Genomic DNA, 17,505 nt, shown 5'->3' with positions numbered 1-17,505 from the left:
GATTGACACTGTAACATACATAATAAAGATGACAGATGATCGCAGATCTCTCTTTTGATAGATTAATGCTCTTTTTTTGATACACATTCAGAAAGATCATTTCAACCAAACTTAAAAAAACATCACTTTAATCAAGAAAGTTAATTTATCTATTGATTTATAAATGTTTTTTAATTTACCCTATCCAAATCAAAGGTACACAAAGTGCCGTTAATAATCCCATCAAGATATTAAAAATAAACCAAGACTGTCTGCTTTGTAAAAATAGACTAATTAATGTTCCGCCTAATATCCAAACAATACCGGCAACGAAATTAACAATAACCATAACAATACTAATAGCAATAACAGAGCTAAAATAAGCATCGCCCGATAAACTGAAGCTTCCTACTGCACCTAATCCCATCATCCACGCTTTTGGATTTAGAAATTGCAATAATCCGCCTTGAAACCAGCTTACTGCTTGGGGCGTTTTTGCTGGAATATCTAAACGCTGATAAGATGATGTTGCTGTTTTCCAAGCAAGCCAAAGCAGATACGCACTCCCGACTACCTTCAATCCAATATGCAGTGCAGGATAAATTATTAATAATGCGGCAACACCAAATGCAGAACTCAGCAAAACACATTGCATACCTAGCATAATGCCAGCCATCAGCTTTAATGAGCTTTTAAAACCTACATTAGCACCTGATGAAGTAAGCAATAAGTTGTTGGGTCCAGGCGTGATAGCAGCAATAAATAGGAAAATAGCTAACGATGAAATCAGACTAATTGTCATTATAAGTGCTCAAAGATGTGACAGATGTTTTATTTTCACCGAAAATAGCAGTATGTTATTTAGCAAACAAGTGTTAATTCATTTTGATAGACGGAAAATATGTCTCAATACTTTAATCCAATGCGTTGGGCTAAAAATCCACATTTACAAACGCTCTTACCAAGAATTGTACGTAGGACGCCACAACTTACGCCACATTGGCAACGACTCAATCTCCCAGACAACGATTTTGTCGATTTAGCGTGGAGTGAAGATCCGACAACTGCACTCAATAAACCGCGCTTAGTCATTTTTCATGGCTTAGAAGGTGGATTTAGTAGCCCTTATGCTCACGGCATGTTGGCCGCAGCAAAAGAGAGAGGCTGGCTAAGCGTTGTGATGCACTTTAGAGGATGTAGTGGTGAACCCAATAGACAAAAGCGCATTTATCACTCAGGTGAAACGGAAGATGCTCGCTACTTCTTAAATTGGTTGAAAAAGGAATTTGGTGAGCAACCAACAGCCGCCGTTGGCTACTCTCTTGGTGGAAATATGCTTGCCTATTATCTCGCAGAAAGCGGTGAAAATGCGGTTGTAGATGCTGCCGTTATTGTCTCTGCACCATTAATGCTAGAACCATGCTCAACAAAAATTGAACATGGCTTTTCTCGTTTTTATCAATGGTATCTGTTAAAAGAGCTGAAAAATAACGCGACACGCAAGCTTATTCGCTATCCTGAATCATTACCAATCAGCTTATTGACGATAAAATCCATTAAAAAACTACGTCAATTTGACGATCTTATCACGTCTAAAATTCACGGGTTTAAAGATGCGTTAGATTATTATCGCCAATGCAGTGCATTACCTTTATTAAATAAAATAAAGAAAACAACACTGATTATTCACGCGAAAGATGATCCTTTTATGTCTGCGGATGTTATTCCTGATATCACAACCTTACCAAATAACATTGAATATCAACTCACCGAGTTTGGTGGGCATGTCGGTTTTGTAAGTGGAAAACTTTCTAAACCCGTGATGTGGCTTGAAAGCCGAATACCTGACTGGTTATCCGCTTATTTGGAGAAAACCAAATGATAATTCCTTGGAATGAGCTTTCTACAGAGACACTTGATAATCTTATTGAAAGTTTTGTTTTACGAGAAGGCACTGATTATGGTATCCAAGAGAAAACGCTTGAACAAAAAGTCGCCGACGTAAAAAAACAACTTAAATCCGGTGAAGCCGTATTGGTTTGGTCAGAACTTCATGAGAGCGTCAATATTATGCCGGCATCGCAGTTTCGCTCTGGTTAGTTATTCAAAGCAAGCGATGTATCGCCGTCAATAAGGGCCAACCTTATTTAGCAAAAGGATAACCTATGTCAATCAAGCATCCTATCATCGCAGTGACTGGCTCAAGTGGTGCAGGAACTACCACAACAAGCCAAGCTTTTCGTAAGATATTCCAACAACTCAATGCAAATGCTGCATTGATTGATGGAGATAGTTTCCATCGCTATACCCGTCCTGAAATGGATATGGCGATAAGAAAAGCCAGAGAACAAGGTAGACATATCAGTTATTTTGGCCCTGAAGCAAATGATTTTAGCTTACTGAGTAAGACCTTAAGTCAGTATAGTGATACAGGACAAGGTCAATCTCGCAAGTATCTACACTCTTATGATGAAGCCACTCCCTACAACCAATTACCGGGTACATTTACACCTTGGGAGCCTTTGCCAAATAATACCGATGTTCTCTTTTATGAAGGGTTACACGGGGGCGTTGTCACCAATGAGCACAATGTCGCACAACATGTTGATTTACTAGTGGGTGTTGTCCCTATCGTAAACCTAGAGTGGATACAAAAGCTTATTCGAGACACCACAGAAAGAGGACACTCACAAGAGGCGGTAAGAGATTCGGTTGTACGTTCAATGGATGATTATATTAGCTATATTATTCCTCAATTCTCACGCACTCACATTAACTTCCAACGAGTTCCAACGGTTGATACTTCAAACCCTTTTTCTGCCAAAGCAATCCCCACTCTCGATGAAAGCTTTATTGTTATTCGTTTTCGAGGCTTAACCGATATTGATTTTCCCTATTTGCTTGCGATGTTGCATGGCTCATTTATGTCAACAATAAATACTATTGTTGTACCGGGAGGGAAATTAGGATTAGCGATGGAATTAATTATGGCGCCATTAGTCAAAAAATTATTAAATGGCGAAAAGATAAGTTAACCAAAATAAAATTTATCTCTATAAAAATAATATCCCATTAATTAAGGGATATTATTTTTCGAATTAAACTTTATTTTAAAATATCAAAATTAGTCAGCATCTTTTATTTCAAATGAATGCGTAATATTGGCTGCTTTTCCTAGCATTAAAGAAACAGAACAATATTTTTCTGCGGATAATTGAACAGCTCGTTCTACGATTTTATCCGTTAATTCTTTACCTGAAACAATAAAATGCAAATTAATATCAGTAAATAGACGAGGGGCTTCTTCGCGTCTTTCTGATGTTAATTTCACTTCACAATCAGTCACTTGGTGACGACCTTTACGTAAAATGCTCACAACATCAATAGCGCTACACCCACCCGCAGCAATTAATACCATTTCCATTGGGCTTGGTGCTTTATCACCTGAATTTCCATCCATCATGATTTGATGGCCAGAAGAAGACTCACCGACAAAAGATAAATCTTCTACCCACTTAACTCTCGCTTCCATTTATTTTCCCCTAAAGATGACAGAAACTAAAAGAGTACATTCTCATAATTCAACTAGCAATTAGCAAATAGGTTTATTATGCTGACTGCGTAAAACGAGACTTAATGCACTAATTGTGTTAAAAACAATATCTGCTTGATGATAGTGGTTAAGATCAATGCATTATTTTCTCATTTATTATAATCTACTCCATATTAACTTACCGTGTTCTCAGGAAGTTAATAGGTAAAGATAGGATTTTTAAGCACGCTGTATCAAAAGGGAACCTATCCGTTTTGAAAGGCTGCATTTAACGTACAGAGGATAACGCGAATGGTTCTCGGCAAGCCGCAAACAGACCCGACTCTTGAATGGTTTTTGTCACACTGCCATATTCACAAATATCCATCCAAGAGCACGCTGATCCACCAAGGTGAGAAAGCGGAAACACTTTATTATATTGTTAAAGGTTCCGTGGCTGTTCTTATTAAAGATGAAGAAGGAAAAGAAATGATCCTCTCCTACCTAAATCAGGGGGATTTCATCGGTGAACTTGGATTATTTGAAGAAGATCAAGAACGTAGTGCATGGGTTAGAGCAAAAACAGCCTGTGAAGTAGCAGAAATTTCCTATAAAAAATTCCGTCAATTAATTCAGGTTAACCCTGATATTCTGATGCGCCTTTCTGCTCAAATGGCGAACAGATTACAAACAACATCAGAAAAAGTAGGTAACCTTGCTTTCCTTGATGTTACAGGCCGTATTGCACAAACCTTACTAAACTTAGCAAAACAACCCGATGCCATGACGCATCCTGATGGCATGCAAATTAAAATTACACGTCAGGAAATTGGTCAAATCGTTGGTTGTTCACGCGAAACTGTAGGCCGTATTCTCAAAATGCTAGAAGATCAAAACCTGATCTCAGCACACGGTAAAACTATCGTCGTTTACGGGACTCGCTAAGTTTCCCTACCCCGAACAAACAATAGCCCAATAAAAGGGCTATTGATGATACAATCTGTATAAACCCCATCCTTATAGATGGGGTTTATAGTCCGCACTACCCTTTTACAAATTCCGCAATAGCCGCTTTTAATGCCACCATTCCTTCTTGTAATTCTTCTTGGGTAATAATTAACGATGGTGTAAAACGCATCACATCTGCTCCTGCGTTTAACATCATTAAGCCATGTTTGGCCGCAAGACCGAGTAACTCTTTGGCTTTACCTTTATATTGTGGTGCCAATTGCGCACCGATCAATAAACCTTGTCCACGGATTTGCGAAAAGACATCGTACGTTTGATTAATTGCCACCAGTTCATCCACAATCCATTGATAGCGCTTTTCTACACCCTCAAGTACCTCAGGTGTATTAATTAAATCAAATGCGACATTACCCACTGCACAAGCTAATGGATTGCCACCATAAGTTGTACCATGAGTCCCTACGCCCATTACAGAAGCTATTTCATGTGTTGTTAACATCGCACTGAGTGGAAAACCACCTCCTAGCGCTTTTGCAGTGGTAATAATGTCTGGTGTCACATCATAGTTCATATAGGCGAAAAGCTTGCCTGTACGTCCCATACCTGTTTGTACTTCATCAAAGACAAGCAGAGCTTGATGCTTATCGCACAATTCACGTAACCCTCTCATAAACTCAGGTGTTGCTGCCGTGACACCACCTTCACCTTGCACAGGTTCCAATACGACAGCACAAGTATGGTCGTCAATAACCGCTTTAACCGCCTCTAAATCATTGAAAGGAATATGCACGATATCTGCTGGCTTAGGGCCAAAACCATCTGCATATTTAGGTTGCCCACCAACAGATACTGTAAACAGTGTTCTGCCGTGGAATGCATGGTGAAAAGCAATAATTTTAGTTTTATAAGGACTATGGCGAGTGATGGCATAATGGCGAGCCAACTTAAATGCTGCCTCATTCGCTTCTGCGCCTGAATTGGCAAAAAAGACACGTTCTGCAAATGTGTTATCTATTAATTTTTGTGCTAAACGCAATGCTGGTTCATTAGTAAAAATATTACTAACATGCCAAAGTTGTTCGCTTTGTTCTTTCAAGGCTTGATTAAGAGCAGGATGAGCATGCCCCAGTGCTAAAACAGCAATACCACCAGCAAAATCAATATACGATTTTCCCTGCTGATCCCAAACACGGCTACCCATCCCTTTGACAGGAATAAATTCTGCGGGTGAATAAATTGGCAACATTACTTGATCGTAAGTTGCCCGGTTGATGCTTTGCTTTGTCATTACCCCACCTGATCGTTATTCATATTCAATATGAAAATATAATCACTAAATATGAATAAAAAATCAAATGTGGTTTTGTATAAAAAGGCTTTATTTCGCTATTTAAATGCTATCCATTTAATATTTAAGGAAATTATTTAATAGCTCATGTCCTTGTTCACTTAAAATACTTTCTGGGTGAAATTGAACCCCTTCAATTGGCAGAGTACGATGGCGAATTCCCATAATTTCATCAACATTTCCATCATGTTGGCTCCATGCCGTCACTTCAAAGGGAACTGGTAATGTCGTCGCATCAATCACTAAAGAGTGGTAACGCGTCACATTTAAAGGCCGATTAAGTCCCTTAAAAACACCTTGTTGATTATGATGTATTAATGAATTTTTACCATGCATCACTTCTCGTGCTCTGATAACTGATGCACCAAAAGCTTGTCCTATCGCTTGATGTCCGAGACAAACGCCAAGAATAGGAATTTCACCGGCAAACCGCTGTATAGCCTCAAGAGAGATCCCAGCTTCATCAGGAGTACAAGGTCCTGGCGAGATAACAAGATGTGCTGGCATCATCTTTTCTATCTCTTTAAGTCCGATCTCATCGTTACGCTTAACAACAACCTCAGCACCCAATTCACAGAAATACTGATAGAGGTTGTAGGTAAACGAGTCGTAATTATCAATAAGTAACAGCATATTAGCCTATCCGACTGATTTTCTTATCATTATCTATTTTATTACTATTTTAAAGCGAGTGTAGATTTGCCAAAATAGCTCGTTGTTTAACCGACTTGGGTACAACAAAGCCGATTATCATAGCACAGGTGTAAAATATGAATAGTAAGCAAGAAAACCTGCTGATTTATTGCGCAATAACAAGAATGACGGTAATTGATGATGAATAGAGTGATTAATAGCGTAGTGAATACTTATTGCAGGAGATCACACGAAAAAAGGAAGGATAAAAAAGATTTTTTTGTACTAAAAATCCCGGAATGAAAATATTCATTCCGGTTTATATGCATTTTATCTTATTAGAATAAGTAAATATCCTATCCTAATAATGCGTTTATTGTTTTACGACTTCCGCAGATAAAATAGTGACCGTTTTTACTGGCACATTTTGGTAAGGTCCAATATTACGAGTTGGAGCTTGTGAAATTTTATCAACTACATCCATTCCTTTCACAACTTTACCAAATACGGCATAGCCAAAATCACGTTGACCGTGATCTAAAAATGCATTGTCAGCCACATTAATAAAGAATTGGCTGGTTGCGCTGTCTTTATCTGATGTGCGAGCCATGGCAATAGAACCTTTTACATTGCGTAATCCATTGTCGGCTTCATTTTTAATTGGCGCTCTGGTTTGTTTTTGCTGTAAATCAGCAGTAAAACCACCACCTTGAACCATAAAGCCAGGAATAACACGATGAAAAGTGGTGCCGTTATAGTACCCATCTTCGACATACTGAATAAAATTTTTCGTTGTAATTGGGGCTTTTTTATTATCCAGTGATATTTCAATATTGCCTTCAGAGGTGACTAATTTAACGAAGGTTTCTCCCGTTGCCATTGCAAAAGTCGCTGTTGTTAAAGTGCAAGCGGTAACGAAGGTGACAAGAAAACGTTTTAACATGCAGGGATCCTTTACTTTAATAGTCTACAACTTACTTAATATGCAGCGATTCTAATTCGCTGAGGTAAATAGTGCCAATCATTTACCTTTATTTACGCTCAATAAGTCTAATTACGTTATAACAGGGTAAATTTTAATTTTTAAGCACTGTTATAAGTCATTAAATTGCGCCAAAATAGAGCAAATAAATATTTTAGATATTCATTTTCATGCAAAATTGAAATGAGTATGCATGAAAAGCCGCATTATTTCAGAGAGGTTTATACCATAATGACCCAATTTAATTACCAAAAAGCACATTTCATCATCAGTGCACCTGATATCCGTCATTTACCACCAGATACAGGAATTGAAATTGCCTTTGCGGGTCGCTCTAATGCCGGTAAATCCAGTGCTTTAAATGCGTTAACCCAACAAAATGGATTAGCCAGAACCAGTAAAACCCCAGGCCGTACGCAATTAATCAACCTTTTTCAAATTGAAGAAGGCTTACGCTTAGTCGATTTACCAGGCTACGGCTATGCCCAAGTTCCTGAAGAAATGAAGCGTAAATGGCAACGCTCTTTAGGTGAATACCTACAAAAAAGAGAGTGCTTAAAAGGTGTGGTTATTTTAATGGATATTCGTCATCCATTAAAAGATCTCGATATGCAAATGATTGACTGGGCTGTGGGCTCAGAGCTTCCTACTCTCGTTTTACTGACTAAAGCGGATAAACTCGCATCAGGCGCGCGTAAAAAGCAGTTAATGAGCGTACGTGAAGAGCTGGCAAATAAAGTAGGCGATATCCGCGTAGAATACTTTTCATCATTGAAAAAAATTGGCATTGATAAGCTACGTAACACACTTAATGAATGGTTTTCAGGCTCAGAAGAACAGCCTACAAATGATGACAACGCTTAATTATCTTCTTTTTTCTCAACGATAGCGTTCTGATCTTCTATTGATAAAAGGGAAATCACTTTTCCCTTTCACTTCTCGCACAAACCACTTCAGTGAATTTTAGATAAAAAAATGCCCCAGTCGAAATAAAGTCGACTGGGGCAGCTAATATTCAGCTAAATCCGATTACGTGAAGTAAAAGGTCTGAAAGATAGAACATCTTACCTCTGTACCCTACGAGAGATAATGTACTCTATTTTATTGGTTAATAAAAGCCCTTTTGTAATTTTTTTTCACATGCAGACACGATTCAGCTATGTGTTTATGTATTCAAACCATAAATAAATGTAGTTTAATTACATAATTATGAGACTTTAATCACTTACGTGAATATGATTAAAAATAGAACAAATCACACAAAAGGTGCGGTTTATCCTTAATGATTTTGTGATACGCTTATTGCGAGACCGTAGTAAATATGTAATTAGCGATAAAATGAGGTATCCATGGCTGTATTAACGCTCCTGCGTTTTCCAGATGAGCGTCTGCGCAGAGTCGCAGTACCAGTGGAAAAAGTAGATGACGAAATACGCACATTAATCGATGACATGATCGAAACCATGTACGCAGAACGAGGTATTGGCTTAGCAGCACCTCAGATTAATGTATCTAAACGCATTGTTGTAATTGATGTTTCTGAAAACCGAGATCAACCGATTGCACTTATCAATCCTGAAATTATCAGCACTGAAGATGAAGTGATGGATATGATGGATGGGTGTCTATCTATTCCAGATTCTTTTGCCCCAACAGAGCGTTACCGCTTCTTAAAGGTTAAGGCATTGGATAGAAATGGTGATGAAATTGAATTTGAAGCCGCTGATTTGTTTGCAGGCTGCATTCAGCATGAGTTAGACCATCTTGATGGCAAACTTTTTATTGACCATTTATCTCCGTTAAAACGCCAACGGATTGAGAAAAAACAGAAGAAATTAAGCAAGCTGATAGACTCGCAAGTTGCTTAATTATTCACTTATCTCTTTTTCACATATTGATAAGTTTTGACATAAAAAATAAAGGGCACAATGTATTTCATTGTGCCCTTTTAATATTTAAAAACGATACTTAAAAACTAGTGTGCTTCATCCCAGTTATTACCAATACCTACTTCCACTTTCAACGGAATAGCTAATTCCATACTGCTTTCCATCAATTTATGGATCATAATATTTGCGTTCTCTAGGTAAGACTCTCGCACTTCAAACACTAATTCATCGTGTACTTGCATAATCATATGCACATCAGCAGGACATTCATTGCAAATCCAATTATCCACAGCAATCATAGCTTTTTTGATAATATCCGCAGCGGTACCCTGCATTGGCGCATTAATCGCCTCACGCTCTGAAGCTTTACGACGAATTGCATTCTTTGAATTAATTTCTGGTAAATAGAGGCGACGACCATCTAACGTTTCAACATAGCCTTGTTCAGAAGCTTGTTTACGTGTGCGCTCCATATAGTCCAAGACACCTGGATAACGTTCAAAATAGAGATCCATATAACGCTGAGCTTCTCTTCTCTCAACACCAATCTGTTGCGATAAGCCAAATGCGCTCATGCCATAAATAAGACCAAAGTTGATCGCTTTCGCACTACGACGTTGCTCAGAGGTGACGTCTTCTAAAGGTATACCAAACACTTCAGATGCAGTTGCACGGTGAATATCTTTACCTTGAGCAAAGGCATCTAACAAACCTTTATCTTGCGATAAATGTGCCATGATCCGTAATTCAATTTGTGAATAGTCGGCAGCAACAATTTTAAAACCTTCACGCGCAATAAATGCTTGGCGAATTCGACGCCCTTCTTCATTTCTCACTGGAATATTTTGAAGATTCGGATCACGAGAAGATAAACGCCCCGTTGCCGTCACTGCTTGATGATATGAAGTATGTACACGCTTCGTCTTACTATTTACCATCAATGGTAATTTATCAGTATAGGTAGATTTCAGTTTCGCAAGACCACGATGCTCTAAGATTAAGCGAGGCAATTCATGGCTATGTGCTAATTCTTCTAATACTTCTTCATTGGTAGATGGCGCCCCTTTCGGGGTTTTCTTGATAACTGGCAATTGCAATTTATCAAATAAAATTTCTTGTAACTGCTTAGGTGAAGAGAGATTAAACTCTTGTCCAGCTAACGCAAACGTCTCTTTTTCAATTTCAGCCAAACGTTGTGTAATTTCTTGAGATTGAACAGCTAACACTTGAGCATCAATTAATACTCCCTTGCGTTCCATTCTAGAAAGCACAGGAACTAATGGCATTTCGATATCGCGGTAAACATGCTTAAGAGGCTCAATAGCGTCTATTTGAGGATATAGCGCTTGATGGAGTAATAAAGTGATATCGGCATCTTCAGCCGCATATAACGTCGCTTGCTCAACCTCAATTTGGTTAAAGGTGAGTTGACCTTTACCTTTACCCGCGATCTCTTCAAATGTCGTGGTTTTATGGTTTAAATGTTTTTCAGCCAAAGTATCCATATCATGTCGATTACTCACGCTATTTAATACGTAAGACTCCAACATCGTATCAAAATGAATACCGTTTAATTCGATACCTTCATTTTCCATAATGCCACGATCAAACTTCAAGTTTTGCCCAATTTTTAAAATATTTTTATCTTCTAAAATGGGTTTTAATGCCTCTAGCACTTCATTAACAGGAAGTTGGTCTGGCGCATCTAAATACTCATGACGTAGTGGAATATAAGCGGCTTTACCCGGCTCAATAGCAAATGATAATCCCACTAAACGAGCATCAATATTATTTAAGCTATCCGTTTCTGTATCGAATGCAAATGCAGGTGCTTTTTTGAGAAGCTCAACCCATCGCGCCAGACTTTCATGCGTTAAGACAGCTTCATAATTCTCTTGTGTAATAACAGGAAAATTAGCTGATACAGGTGCTTCTTTGGGTTTAACAGCTTCTGAGGTGTAAGGCACTGCAACTTTGTGTGTACTGCGTTGTGCTAACCAGCCACCATTTTGAAGATCACTTATCCAGCGTTTAAATTCATAACGCGTGAACATCTCTAATAATTGATCTAAATTTGGCTCATTAACCACTAAATCATCAAACGTTTTATCGAGTTCAACATCAGTTTTAATCGTTGCCAGCTTATAAGAAAGTTTTGCCACTTTCTCATGCTCTGCCATTTTAGCGCCAAGTGTTTTAGCGCCACGGAAACTCAATGTTGCAATATTATCAAGCTGTTGATAGATATCATCTAAACTACCAAGCCCTTGTAGAAGACCTAGTGCGGTTTTTTCACCAACACCGGGGACACCAGGGATGTTATCCGATGAATCGCCCATCAATGCGAGGAAATCAATAATCAGTTCAGGAGGAACGCCATATTTTTCTTTAACTTCATCAGGACCCAAAATAACGTTGGTCATGGTGTTAATCAGCGTGATCTTTGGCGTCACTAATTGCGCCATATCTTTATCGCCGGTGCTTATTAGGACATCACGCCCATCAGCCGCCGCTTTTAGTGCCAATGTTCCAATAACATCATCCGCTTCCACACCTGAAATAGATAACAAGGGTAAACCCATTGCTTGCACCATCTCATGTAAAGGCGCTATTTGTTCACGCAGATCATCTGGCATTGGAGGACGATTAGATTTGTATTCCTCATACAACTCATCACGGAATGTTTTACCTTTAGCGTCAAACACAACCGCAACATGGCTTGGCTTATACTGTATTATCAAGCTACGCAGCATGTTCAACACACCATACATCGCACCCGTTGGCTCACCTTGGCTATTGGTTAGCGGTGGAAAGGCATGATAGGCACGATAAAGGTATGAAGAGCCATCTACAAGGATAAAGGGGTTTTCTGCTATCTGGACCATAATCTGTTCATCATTGTTCTGAGGTTCGTTGATATGACTAGAATGCCACATCACAGCCCAATAGACGAATTTTACCTGTTCTTAAATGCAGAAATTCGGCTTAAATACTCAATTATTTATTATTAACCGAACTTAACAGAAAGAATAAGTATGAATGATAACTTAATATTAATTAAAGTACTTTTTTATCAGAAGCCATATCCATTAATCTGATTTCAATTAAAAACAAAGACTAAAAAGTAAACTTACTGTGTAAATTAGAAAGTATTTAAGATAGAGCTATTTATTCATCATAAATATTAACGTTCATATTAGTATCATCTTTTTTTATTAAGGATTTATTTTTTAGACAACACCAGAACAACCTGTGGATAACTCTGTGAGTAGTTTTGTAACTCTCTCTATATTAATAAGTTAGCTTCCTTTTAAATTTATTAACACAATTAAAAAATCAATCACTTAGCGAAATCATTAAGATATTATAAATTAATCTCAATATTTTTTATTAATGTGGATAGTTATATTATGACAAAAATATGAAAGTAAAAAAAATAGCACTCCTATGTCTTGAGTGCTATTTTTCATATAAGAATCTATATACTTTTACTTAGTCTATATAGGAAAAAATTAAGCCTATATTATTTTTTCAGCAATAATTGATTCACAATATCAGAATATGTTTTTGCATACTCTTCTGGTGATTTTGCGCTGATACCATCATTTTTCATTTTATATTTACCACCAATGATCATGGCAGGAACACCATTGATTTGGAAATCAGCGACAGCATTTTGTTGTTGGCTAACTAAAGAATTCACCACAAAGCTATTCATTGCAGCATCATAATCTTCGCCTTTAACGCCAGCCTTAATAAAGGCATTACGGATATCGTCAACAGAGCGAATAGATTGCGTTTCTTGAATACCTTTAAATAAAACTGGAGAAACTTGATCTTCAACACCTAAGGCCATTGCTACAGCCCAAGAACGTGTTAAGTCTTTACCTAAAGGTCCTAAGAAATCAACGTGGTAGCGGACAATATTAGTATTTTCTGGTACATTCTTTTCAACAGTACTATTGACTTTATACACTTCAGAAAATTGATAACAATGTGGGCAATAAAAAGAGAAAAACTCAACAACATCAGGCGCTGATGCAACAGGTTTAGAAAGGTTCGTATACTGTTTTCCTTCAGAAAAATCAGCAGCAGAAACACTGAATGCTAACACCATACTTGCTAACGCCAGCCAAATCTTTTTCATTTCTCATCGTCTCCTAAGAATTAATACATTGGACTAAGTTGTAAAGGAGGCTCATTTAACTGCTCCACTTGTCCCTTGAATAAGGCTAATTGCTTAAACCAAAAATCTTGCTCTTGAAACCAAATAAAAGCACGAGGGAAAGCAGGATCATTCCAGCGTTTTAATACCCACGCGAGATAATGCACCATTCTCATTGCTCTTAGTGGTTCAATTAATGACAATTCACGTAAATCAAAATCTTGGTATTCATAATAAGACTCAAGGATCGTATCTAACTGTATAACCTGCTCTTGCCGTGAGCCATTTAATAACATCCAAAAGTCTTGTACCGCAGGTCCCATTCGGGAATCATCAAAGTCAACCATTACAACTTCATCACGCCACAATATATTACCGGGATGGCAATCACCATGTAGCCGTAATATTTGCCATGCAGAGTCCTCTATTCTAGGACGCACATCATGAATAAGTTTATCTATAACCTCTATAAATTGAGGTTTGAGGTTATTAGGAATTAACGCACTACTTTCAAATTCTAATTTTGGCGCTATCAGATATTCTGCAATAGAAACTGTCGGTCGGTACTCATAACTCTTTTTTCTGCCTATTTGATGAATGCGCCCTAATGTGCGTCCTACTTCTTCTAGCTGAAATAAATTATCAGTTTCATATGCTCTCCCCCCTATGCTAGGGAATATTGCAAAATAAAAGCCATTATCAGAAAAATGAACTGTCTCACTATTAATCATTAAAGGGGCAGCAACGGATACCTCTGCCTCCTTTAATGCTAAAACGAATTCATGTTCTTCTTTTATTTGTTCATACGACCAGCGTTGAGGGCGATAAAATTTCACCACATAACGTTGTCGATGCTCATCCATAAATTGAAAAACACGATTTTCATAGCTATTTAATTCCGTTAACCCTGACTCAGGATAAAAACCGATTTTAACTAACGCGTCCCAAATGTTATCAGGTGAAAGTCCCTGAAAATTAAATGAGGCAGACATTTCCATTTTCTATCCTGAATTTAATCTTTAATCACGCCACGAGCACGTAAAATGGCGGTTTTAAAATCTTCTTCGTAATCTTTTTTCAGTCCTGGTATCACATCTGTTGGCGCTGAACCGCGCATTTTCAGATGGTAAATCAAAATATCATCAGTCAGATCAGATAATTGACCTTTAAAACCCGCTTCATCAGCCAGTTTCTGCAATAATTGAATTAAGTTTAAATCAGAATTTTCTTCCCAAACTGGGTGCAATAATTCCATAACTTCATTAAGACGGTGACATTTCATACAAAAAATCCTTATTATTAATTACAACAACAAAGTACCAATTATTATCCGATAGAAAAAGGAAACCTCTGTCAATATGCGTAAAGATTACGCTTTTTTGATAAAAATTGCTGTCGCTTTACATGAAATCTCATTAAGTCGATATTTTTTATTAGTATATCGTCTTTCCTTGATAAAAATCGTTCGGAAAATTTAGCCAATTTATTCACAAATATTGAATATGAAAATGAAGAATATTACAGGCGGTATACTTGCGGGTGGCCAAGCAACACGAATGGGAGGGGCTGATAAAGGGCTTCAAATTCTACATGGACAGCCTTTATACCGCCATATTGCCCAAAAACTAGCACCGCAAGTTGATAGCATACTGATTAGTGCTAACCGAAATTTAGAACAATATCGCCAAAGCCAATATCCTGTTATTACAGATGAAATAGAAGGATTTTCAGGGCCTTTAGCTGGCATGCTCACGTTATTAAAGCAAGCTTCAACACCTTGGGTTGCTTTTGTACCTTGCGATGTCCCCTATTTCCCTCTTAATTTAGTTGAAAAACTCTATGAGCAAAGAGGCGATGCATTAGCCGTTTATGTTGATGATGGTGAAAGAGAACATCCTACCTTAGCACTGCTAAATCGTCGTATTATTCCTATGCTAGAAACTTATTTAGCACAAGGTGATCGAAAATTAATGTTGTTTATGAAACAGATAAATGCGCATTCTGTTTTATTTGCGGATCAAGCAAGTGCTTTTATTAATTTAAATACCCCTGACGATATTGAAAAAGCCAACAAATTAAAAAAATAGGAATGAAAAATATGGCACAAGTAGATTTACCCCTTTTAGGGATCACGGCGTGGAGTGGAACGGGTAAAACGACACTACTAAAACAACTTATTCCAGAATTACGCAAAAGAGAAATTCGTGTAGGCATGATCAAGCACACTCATCATGATATGGATGTGGATAAGCCCGGAAAAGACAGTTACGAACTCAGAAAAGCAGGAGCAGATCAGACATTAGTCGCAAGCCAACAACGTTGGGCATTAATGACAGAGACGCCAGAACTACCAGAATTAGATTTGTATTACCTCGCATCTCGTTTTGATACGAGTAAGCTAGATTTAATCTTAGTCGAAGGCTTTAAAGGCGAAGCTATTCCTAAAATTGCGCTCTATCGCCATATCAACGAACGTGATTTTAATGACTTACTTGATGAGCACGTTATTGCCGTCGCCAGTGATTGTGATTTAAACGTAGATTTCCCACTACTAGATATCAATGCACCCGAGGCTATTGCAGAATTTATTGCAGATTGGCTTAAAAACAATAAATGATCGTTGTGGGCTATTTTTATAGCCCACATAAATGACAGTCTCTTAAATACTATTCTAATAATTCTAAATCAAATTCGTCACTGATTGTTTTAATAATAGTCACCACAGTTTCTGCAAAACTGTCTTCGCCAAAATCTCTCAACATTAGCCAAATATTATCATCAGCATTCCAATTCTGTGGCATATTGAGGCTTTCTTCTGAATATGCATACCAAGGATAATTTTCAGCATTTAGTTGACACTCAACATAATAGTCAGGAAATATTCGTTCAATTTCACTTTGAATTTCAGTGTAGTTCTTTAATTTATTTCTTTTGGGTGCTTCATTTTTTCTTTCAAAGCCCCAATAAAAATCTCTTAAATTTGAACTCTCAAATTTAAACACCAAATAATAAAGGCTATCATCGTTAAAATCGACATAAAATCCAGACTCTTTTTTCCCTTTTCTAAAGTCTTCTTCATCAAAATAAAAATCTATAGAGAGCTCATCTGTTTTATTTATAATATGAGTTATAAACTCATTCATTATTGACAACTTAATATTTTCTATGCTTTTAGAAATTAAAAGAGCAGAGCTAATTGCATCATTATCTTCTAATATTTTTTCTACTATTTCGTCTTGCAATTCCATATTTAACTCGTAATTAATTTCTGAATTAATAAATTTTATAATAGATTCAATAAACATTTTTACCTGAATTGACTCTATTTTATAGGAGCATTCTTCTAACCATTTAATAATTTCATAATAAGTAATATGGTGAATATTATCTTTTATCTCTTTATCTGTATCTTTAGATAAAGAATACTCGCTATATTCGGAATTACTTAAATAAAATAAGATCCATTTTTTTCGACTTCTTCCTGCTCTTTTTTTCAACCAGCAGCCATAATCATATAACTGATTTTCTTCATCTTCAGCCCATGGTTTATTCTCAATACCTATCAATAAATCAGATGTTTCAACAAAAATATCTAAACGGCGATAACTATCGTCTCGCTCAACTGCCTGTTCAAGGCAGACTGATTTTACAGACTGATATTTATTATTTTTAATAAAATGTTTATAGAAATTTTGAGTAAATAATTTACCCTGAGCATGCGTTTCTGTTGGATCAAGTAGAAATGCTAAGCATTTTGAAATTGTGTTTTCATTTATCTTGAATAGAGATAAAGGTGAAAAATCTGGACTTAGCTTTTTATAGTAGCGCTTTTTCGCTTTGTCATAAGATTTTCGTTCTGTCGTAATACGTTGGATTACTTTATGAACAATAGCTGGGGAAATATCCATGTTTTTTCTAGTAATAAAAATAAGGTAATTTAGTTTATGTCTAATGTTGATTTCTAATTTAAACAATATCACCAATAAAATATAGCTAACAGATAGATTA

General features: G+C 37.1%; 19 protein-coding genes. 8 read left to right on the top strand and 11 right to left on the bottom strand.

The annotated features are described in order from the left end of the window. Positions 1 to 175: 175 nt before the first annotated feature. On the bottom strand, positions 176 to 781 hold the full coding sequence (locus JEP36_RS14540; protein WP_198630386.1) for a LysE family translocator: 606 nt from the start codon (positions 779 to 781) through the stop codon (positions 176 to 178). Between the two features lie 99 nt (positions 782 to 880). On the opposite strand from JEP36_RS14540, the gene JEP36_RS14535 reads away from it, so the two are divergent. The 3 genes from JEP36_RS14535 (at position 881) to JEP36_RS14525 (ending at position 3,014) form a co-directional block, all read left to right on the top strand. Next, positions 881 to 1,861, top strand: coding sequence for a hydrolase (locus JEP36_RS14535; RefSeq protein ID WP_109374240.1), 981 nt, complete (start codon positions 881 to 883; stop codon positions 1,859 to 1,861). Continuing rightward, complete coding sequence (locus tag JEP36_RS14530; RefSeq protein ID WP_023583288.1) at positions 1,858 to 2,079, top strand: YheU family protein; 222 nt, start codon at positions 1,858 to 1,860, stop codon at positions 2,077 to 2,079. The genes JEP36_RS14535 and JEP36_RS14530 overlap by 4 nt, the downstream gene beginning before the upstream one ends. 65 nt (positions 2,080 to 2,144) lie before the next feature. Continuing rightward, on the top strand, positions 2,145 to 3,014 hold the full coding sequence (locus JEP36_RS14525; protein ID WP_198620045.1) for a phosphoribulokinase: 870 nt from the start codon (positions 2,145 to 2,147) through the stop codon (positions 3,012 to 3,014). 89 nt (positions 3,015 to 3,103) lie between these two features. On the opposite strand, the gene JEP36_RS14520 is transcribed toward JEP36_RS14525, so the two are convergent. Further along, positions 3,104 to 3,511: an OsmC family protein gene (locus tag JEP36_RS14520; RefSeq protein WP_023583286.1), complete on the bottom strand. Its 408-nt coding sequence runs from the start codon at positions 3,509 to 3,511 to the stop codon at positions 3,104 to 3,106. Positions 3,512 to 3,823: 312 nt separating this feature from the next. Between JEP36_RS14520 and crp the strand changes: the two genes are divergently transcribed. Next, positions 3,824 to 4,456: a cAMP-activated global transcriptional regulator CRP gene (crp, locus tag JEP36_RS14515; RefSeq protein ID WP_004246872.1), complete on the top strand. Its 633-nt coding sequence runs from the start codon at positions 3,824 to 3,826 to the stop codon at positions 4,454 to 4,456. A gap of 97 nt (positions 4,457 to 4,553) precedes the next feature. On the opposite strand, the gene argD is transcribed toward crp, so the two are convergent. The 3 genes from argD to ppiA form a co-directional block, all read right to left on the bottom strand. Further along, positions 4,554 to 5,768: a bifunctional acetylornithine/succinyldiaminopimelate transaminase gene (gene argD, locus JEP36_RS14510; protein ID WP_198620046.1), complete on the bottom strand. Its 1,215-nt coding sequence runs from the start codon at positions 5,766 to 5,768 to the stop codon at positions 4,554 to 4,556. Positions 5,769 to 5,885: 117 nt separating this feature from the next. Further along, positions 5,886 to 6,461, bottom strand: a complete 576-nt coding sequence (locus tag JEP36_RS14505; RefSeq protein WP_100159719.1) for an aminodeoxychorismate synthase component II — start codon at positions 6,459 to 6,461, stop codon at positions 5,886 to 5,888. A 373-nt stretch (positions 6,462 to 6,834) separates the two neighbouring features. Further along, a complete protein-coding gene (gene ppiA / locus JEP36_RS14500; RefSeq protein ID WP_069369599.1) occupies positions 6,835 to 7,404 on the bottom strand; it encodes a peptidylprolyl isomerase A in 570 nt (189 codons plus the stop codon). A 270-nt stretch (positions 7,405 to 7,674) separates the two neighbouring features. Between ppiA and yihA the strand changes: the two genes are divergently transcribed. Then, on the top strand, positions 7,675 to 8,307 hold the full coding sequence (gene yihA, locus JEP36_RS14495; RefSeq protein WP_099075959.1) for a ribosome biogenesis GTP-binding protein YihA/YsxC: 633 nt from the start codon (positions 7,675 to 7,677) through the stop codon (positions 8,305 to 8,307). 151 nt (positions 8,308 to 8,458) lie between these two features. On the opposite strand, the gene JEP36_RS17950 is transcribed toward yihA, so the two are convergent. Beyond that, on the bottom strand, positions 8,459 to 8,506 hold the full coding sequence (locus JEP36_RS17950) for a hypothetical protein (protein WP_438361642.1): 48 nt from the start codon (positions 8,504 to 8,506) through the stop codon (positions 8,459 to 8,461). Positions 8,507 to 8,792: 286 nt separating this feature from the next. Here JEP36_RS17950 and def point away from each other — a divergent pair, with 286 nt between their 5' ends. Continuing rightward, positions 8,793 to 9,311, top strand: coding sequence for a peptide deformylase (gene def / locus JEP36_RS14490; protein WP_198630385.1), 519 nt, complete (start codon positions 8,793 to 8,795; stop codon positions 9,309 to 9,311). Positions 9,312 to 9,418: 107 nt separating this feature from the next. Here the strand turns inward: def and polA are convergent, their stop codons facing one another. From polA to JEP36_RS14470, 4 genes are all read right to left on the bottom strand, one after another. Further along, positions 9,419 to 12,217, bottom strand: coding sequence for a DNA polymerase I (gene polA, locus JEP36_RS14485; RefSeq protein ID WP_198630384.1), 2,799 nt, complete (start codon positions 12,215 to 12,217; stop codon positions 9,419 to 9,421). Positions 12,218 to 12,855: 638 nt separating this feature from the next. Continuing rightward, a complete protein-coding gene (gene dsbA, locus JEP36_RS14480; RefSeq protein WP_109374234.1) occupies positions 12,856 to 13,479 on the bottom strand; it encodes a thiol:disulfide interchange protein DsbA in 624 nt (207 codons plus the stop codon). Between the two features lie 20 nt (positions 13,480 to 13,499). Next, positions 13,500 to 14,495, bottom strand: a complete 996-nt coding sequence (locus JEP36_RS14475) for a serine/threonine protein kinase (RefSeq protein ID WP_198626317.1) — start codon at positions 14,493 to 14,495, stop codon at positions 13,500 to 13,502. A gap of 14 nt (positions 14,496 to 14,509) precedes the next feature. Further along, entirely contained in the window at positions 14,510 to 14,779 is a 270-nt protein-coding gene (locus JEP36_RS14470) for a YihD family protein (protein ID WP_023583277.1), read from the bottom strand. Positions 14,780 to 14,999: 220 nt separating this feature from the next. On the opposite strand from JEP36_RS14470, the gene mobA reads away from it, so the two are divergent. Continuing rightward, positions 15,000 to 15,584, top strand: coding sequence for a molybdenum cofactor guanylyltransferase MobA (mobA, locus tag JEP36_RS14465; protein ID WP_198620050.1), 585 nt, complete (start codon positions 15,000 to 15,002; stop codon positions 15,582 to 15,584). Between the two features lie 11 nt (positions 15,585 to 15,595). After that, a complete protein-coding gene (mobB, locus tag JEP36_RS14460) occupies positions 15,596 to 16,114 on the top strand; it encodes a molybdopterin-guanine dinucleotide biosynthesis protein MobB (RefSeq protein WP_198630383.1) in 519 nt (172 codons plus the stop codon). A gap of 49 nt (positions 16,115 to 16,163) precedes the next feature. Here the strand turns inward: mobB and JEP36_RS14455 are convergent, their stop codons facing one another. Then, a complete protein-coding gene (locus JEP36_RS14455; RefSeq protein WP_198620052.1) occupies positions 16,164 to 17,405 on the bottom strand; it encodes a PDDEXK-like family protein in 1,242 nt (413 codons plus the stop codon). Between the last annotated feature and the right edge of the window lie 100 nt (positions 17,406 to 17,505).

Source organism: Proteus sp. PR00208 (genome assembly GCF_016238545.1).
In the GTDB taxonomy this organism is placed as follows: Bacteria; Pseudomonadota; Gammaproteobacteria; order Enterobacterales; family Enterobacteriaceae; genus Proteus.
This window is presented reverse-complemented; position numbering and strand designations above follow the sequence as displayed.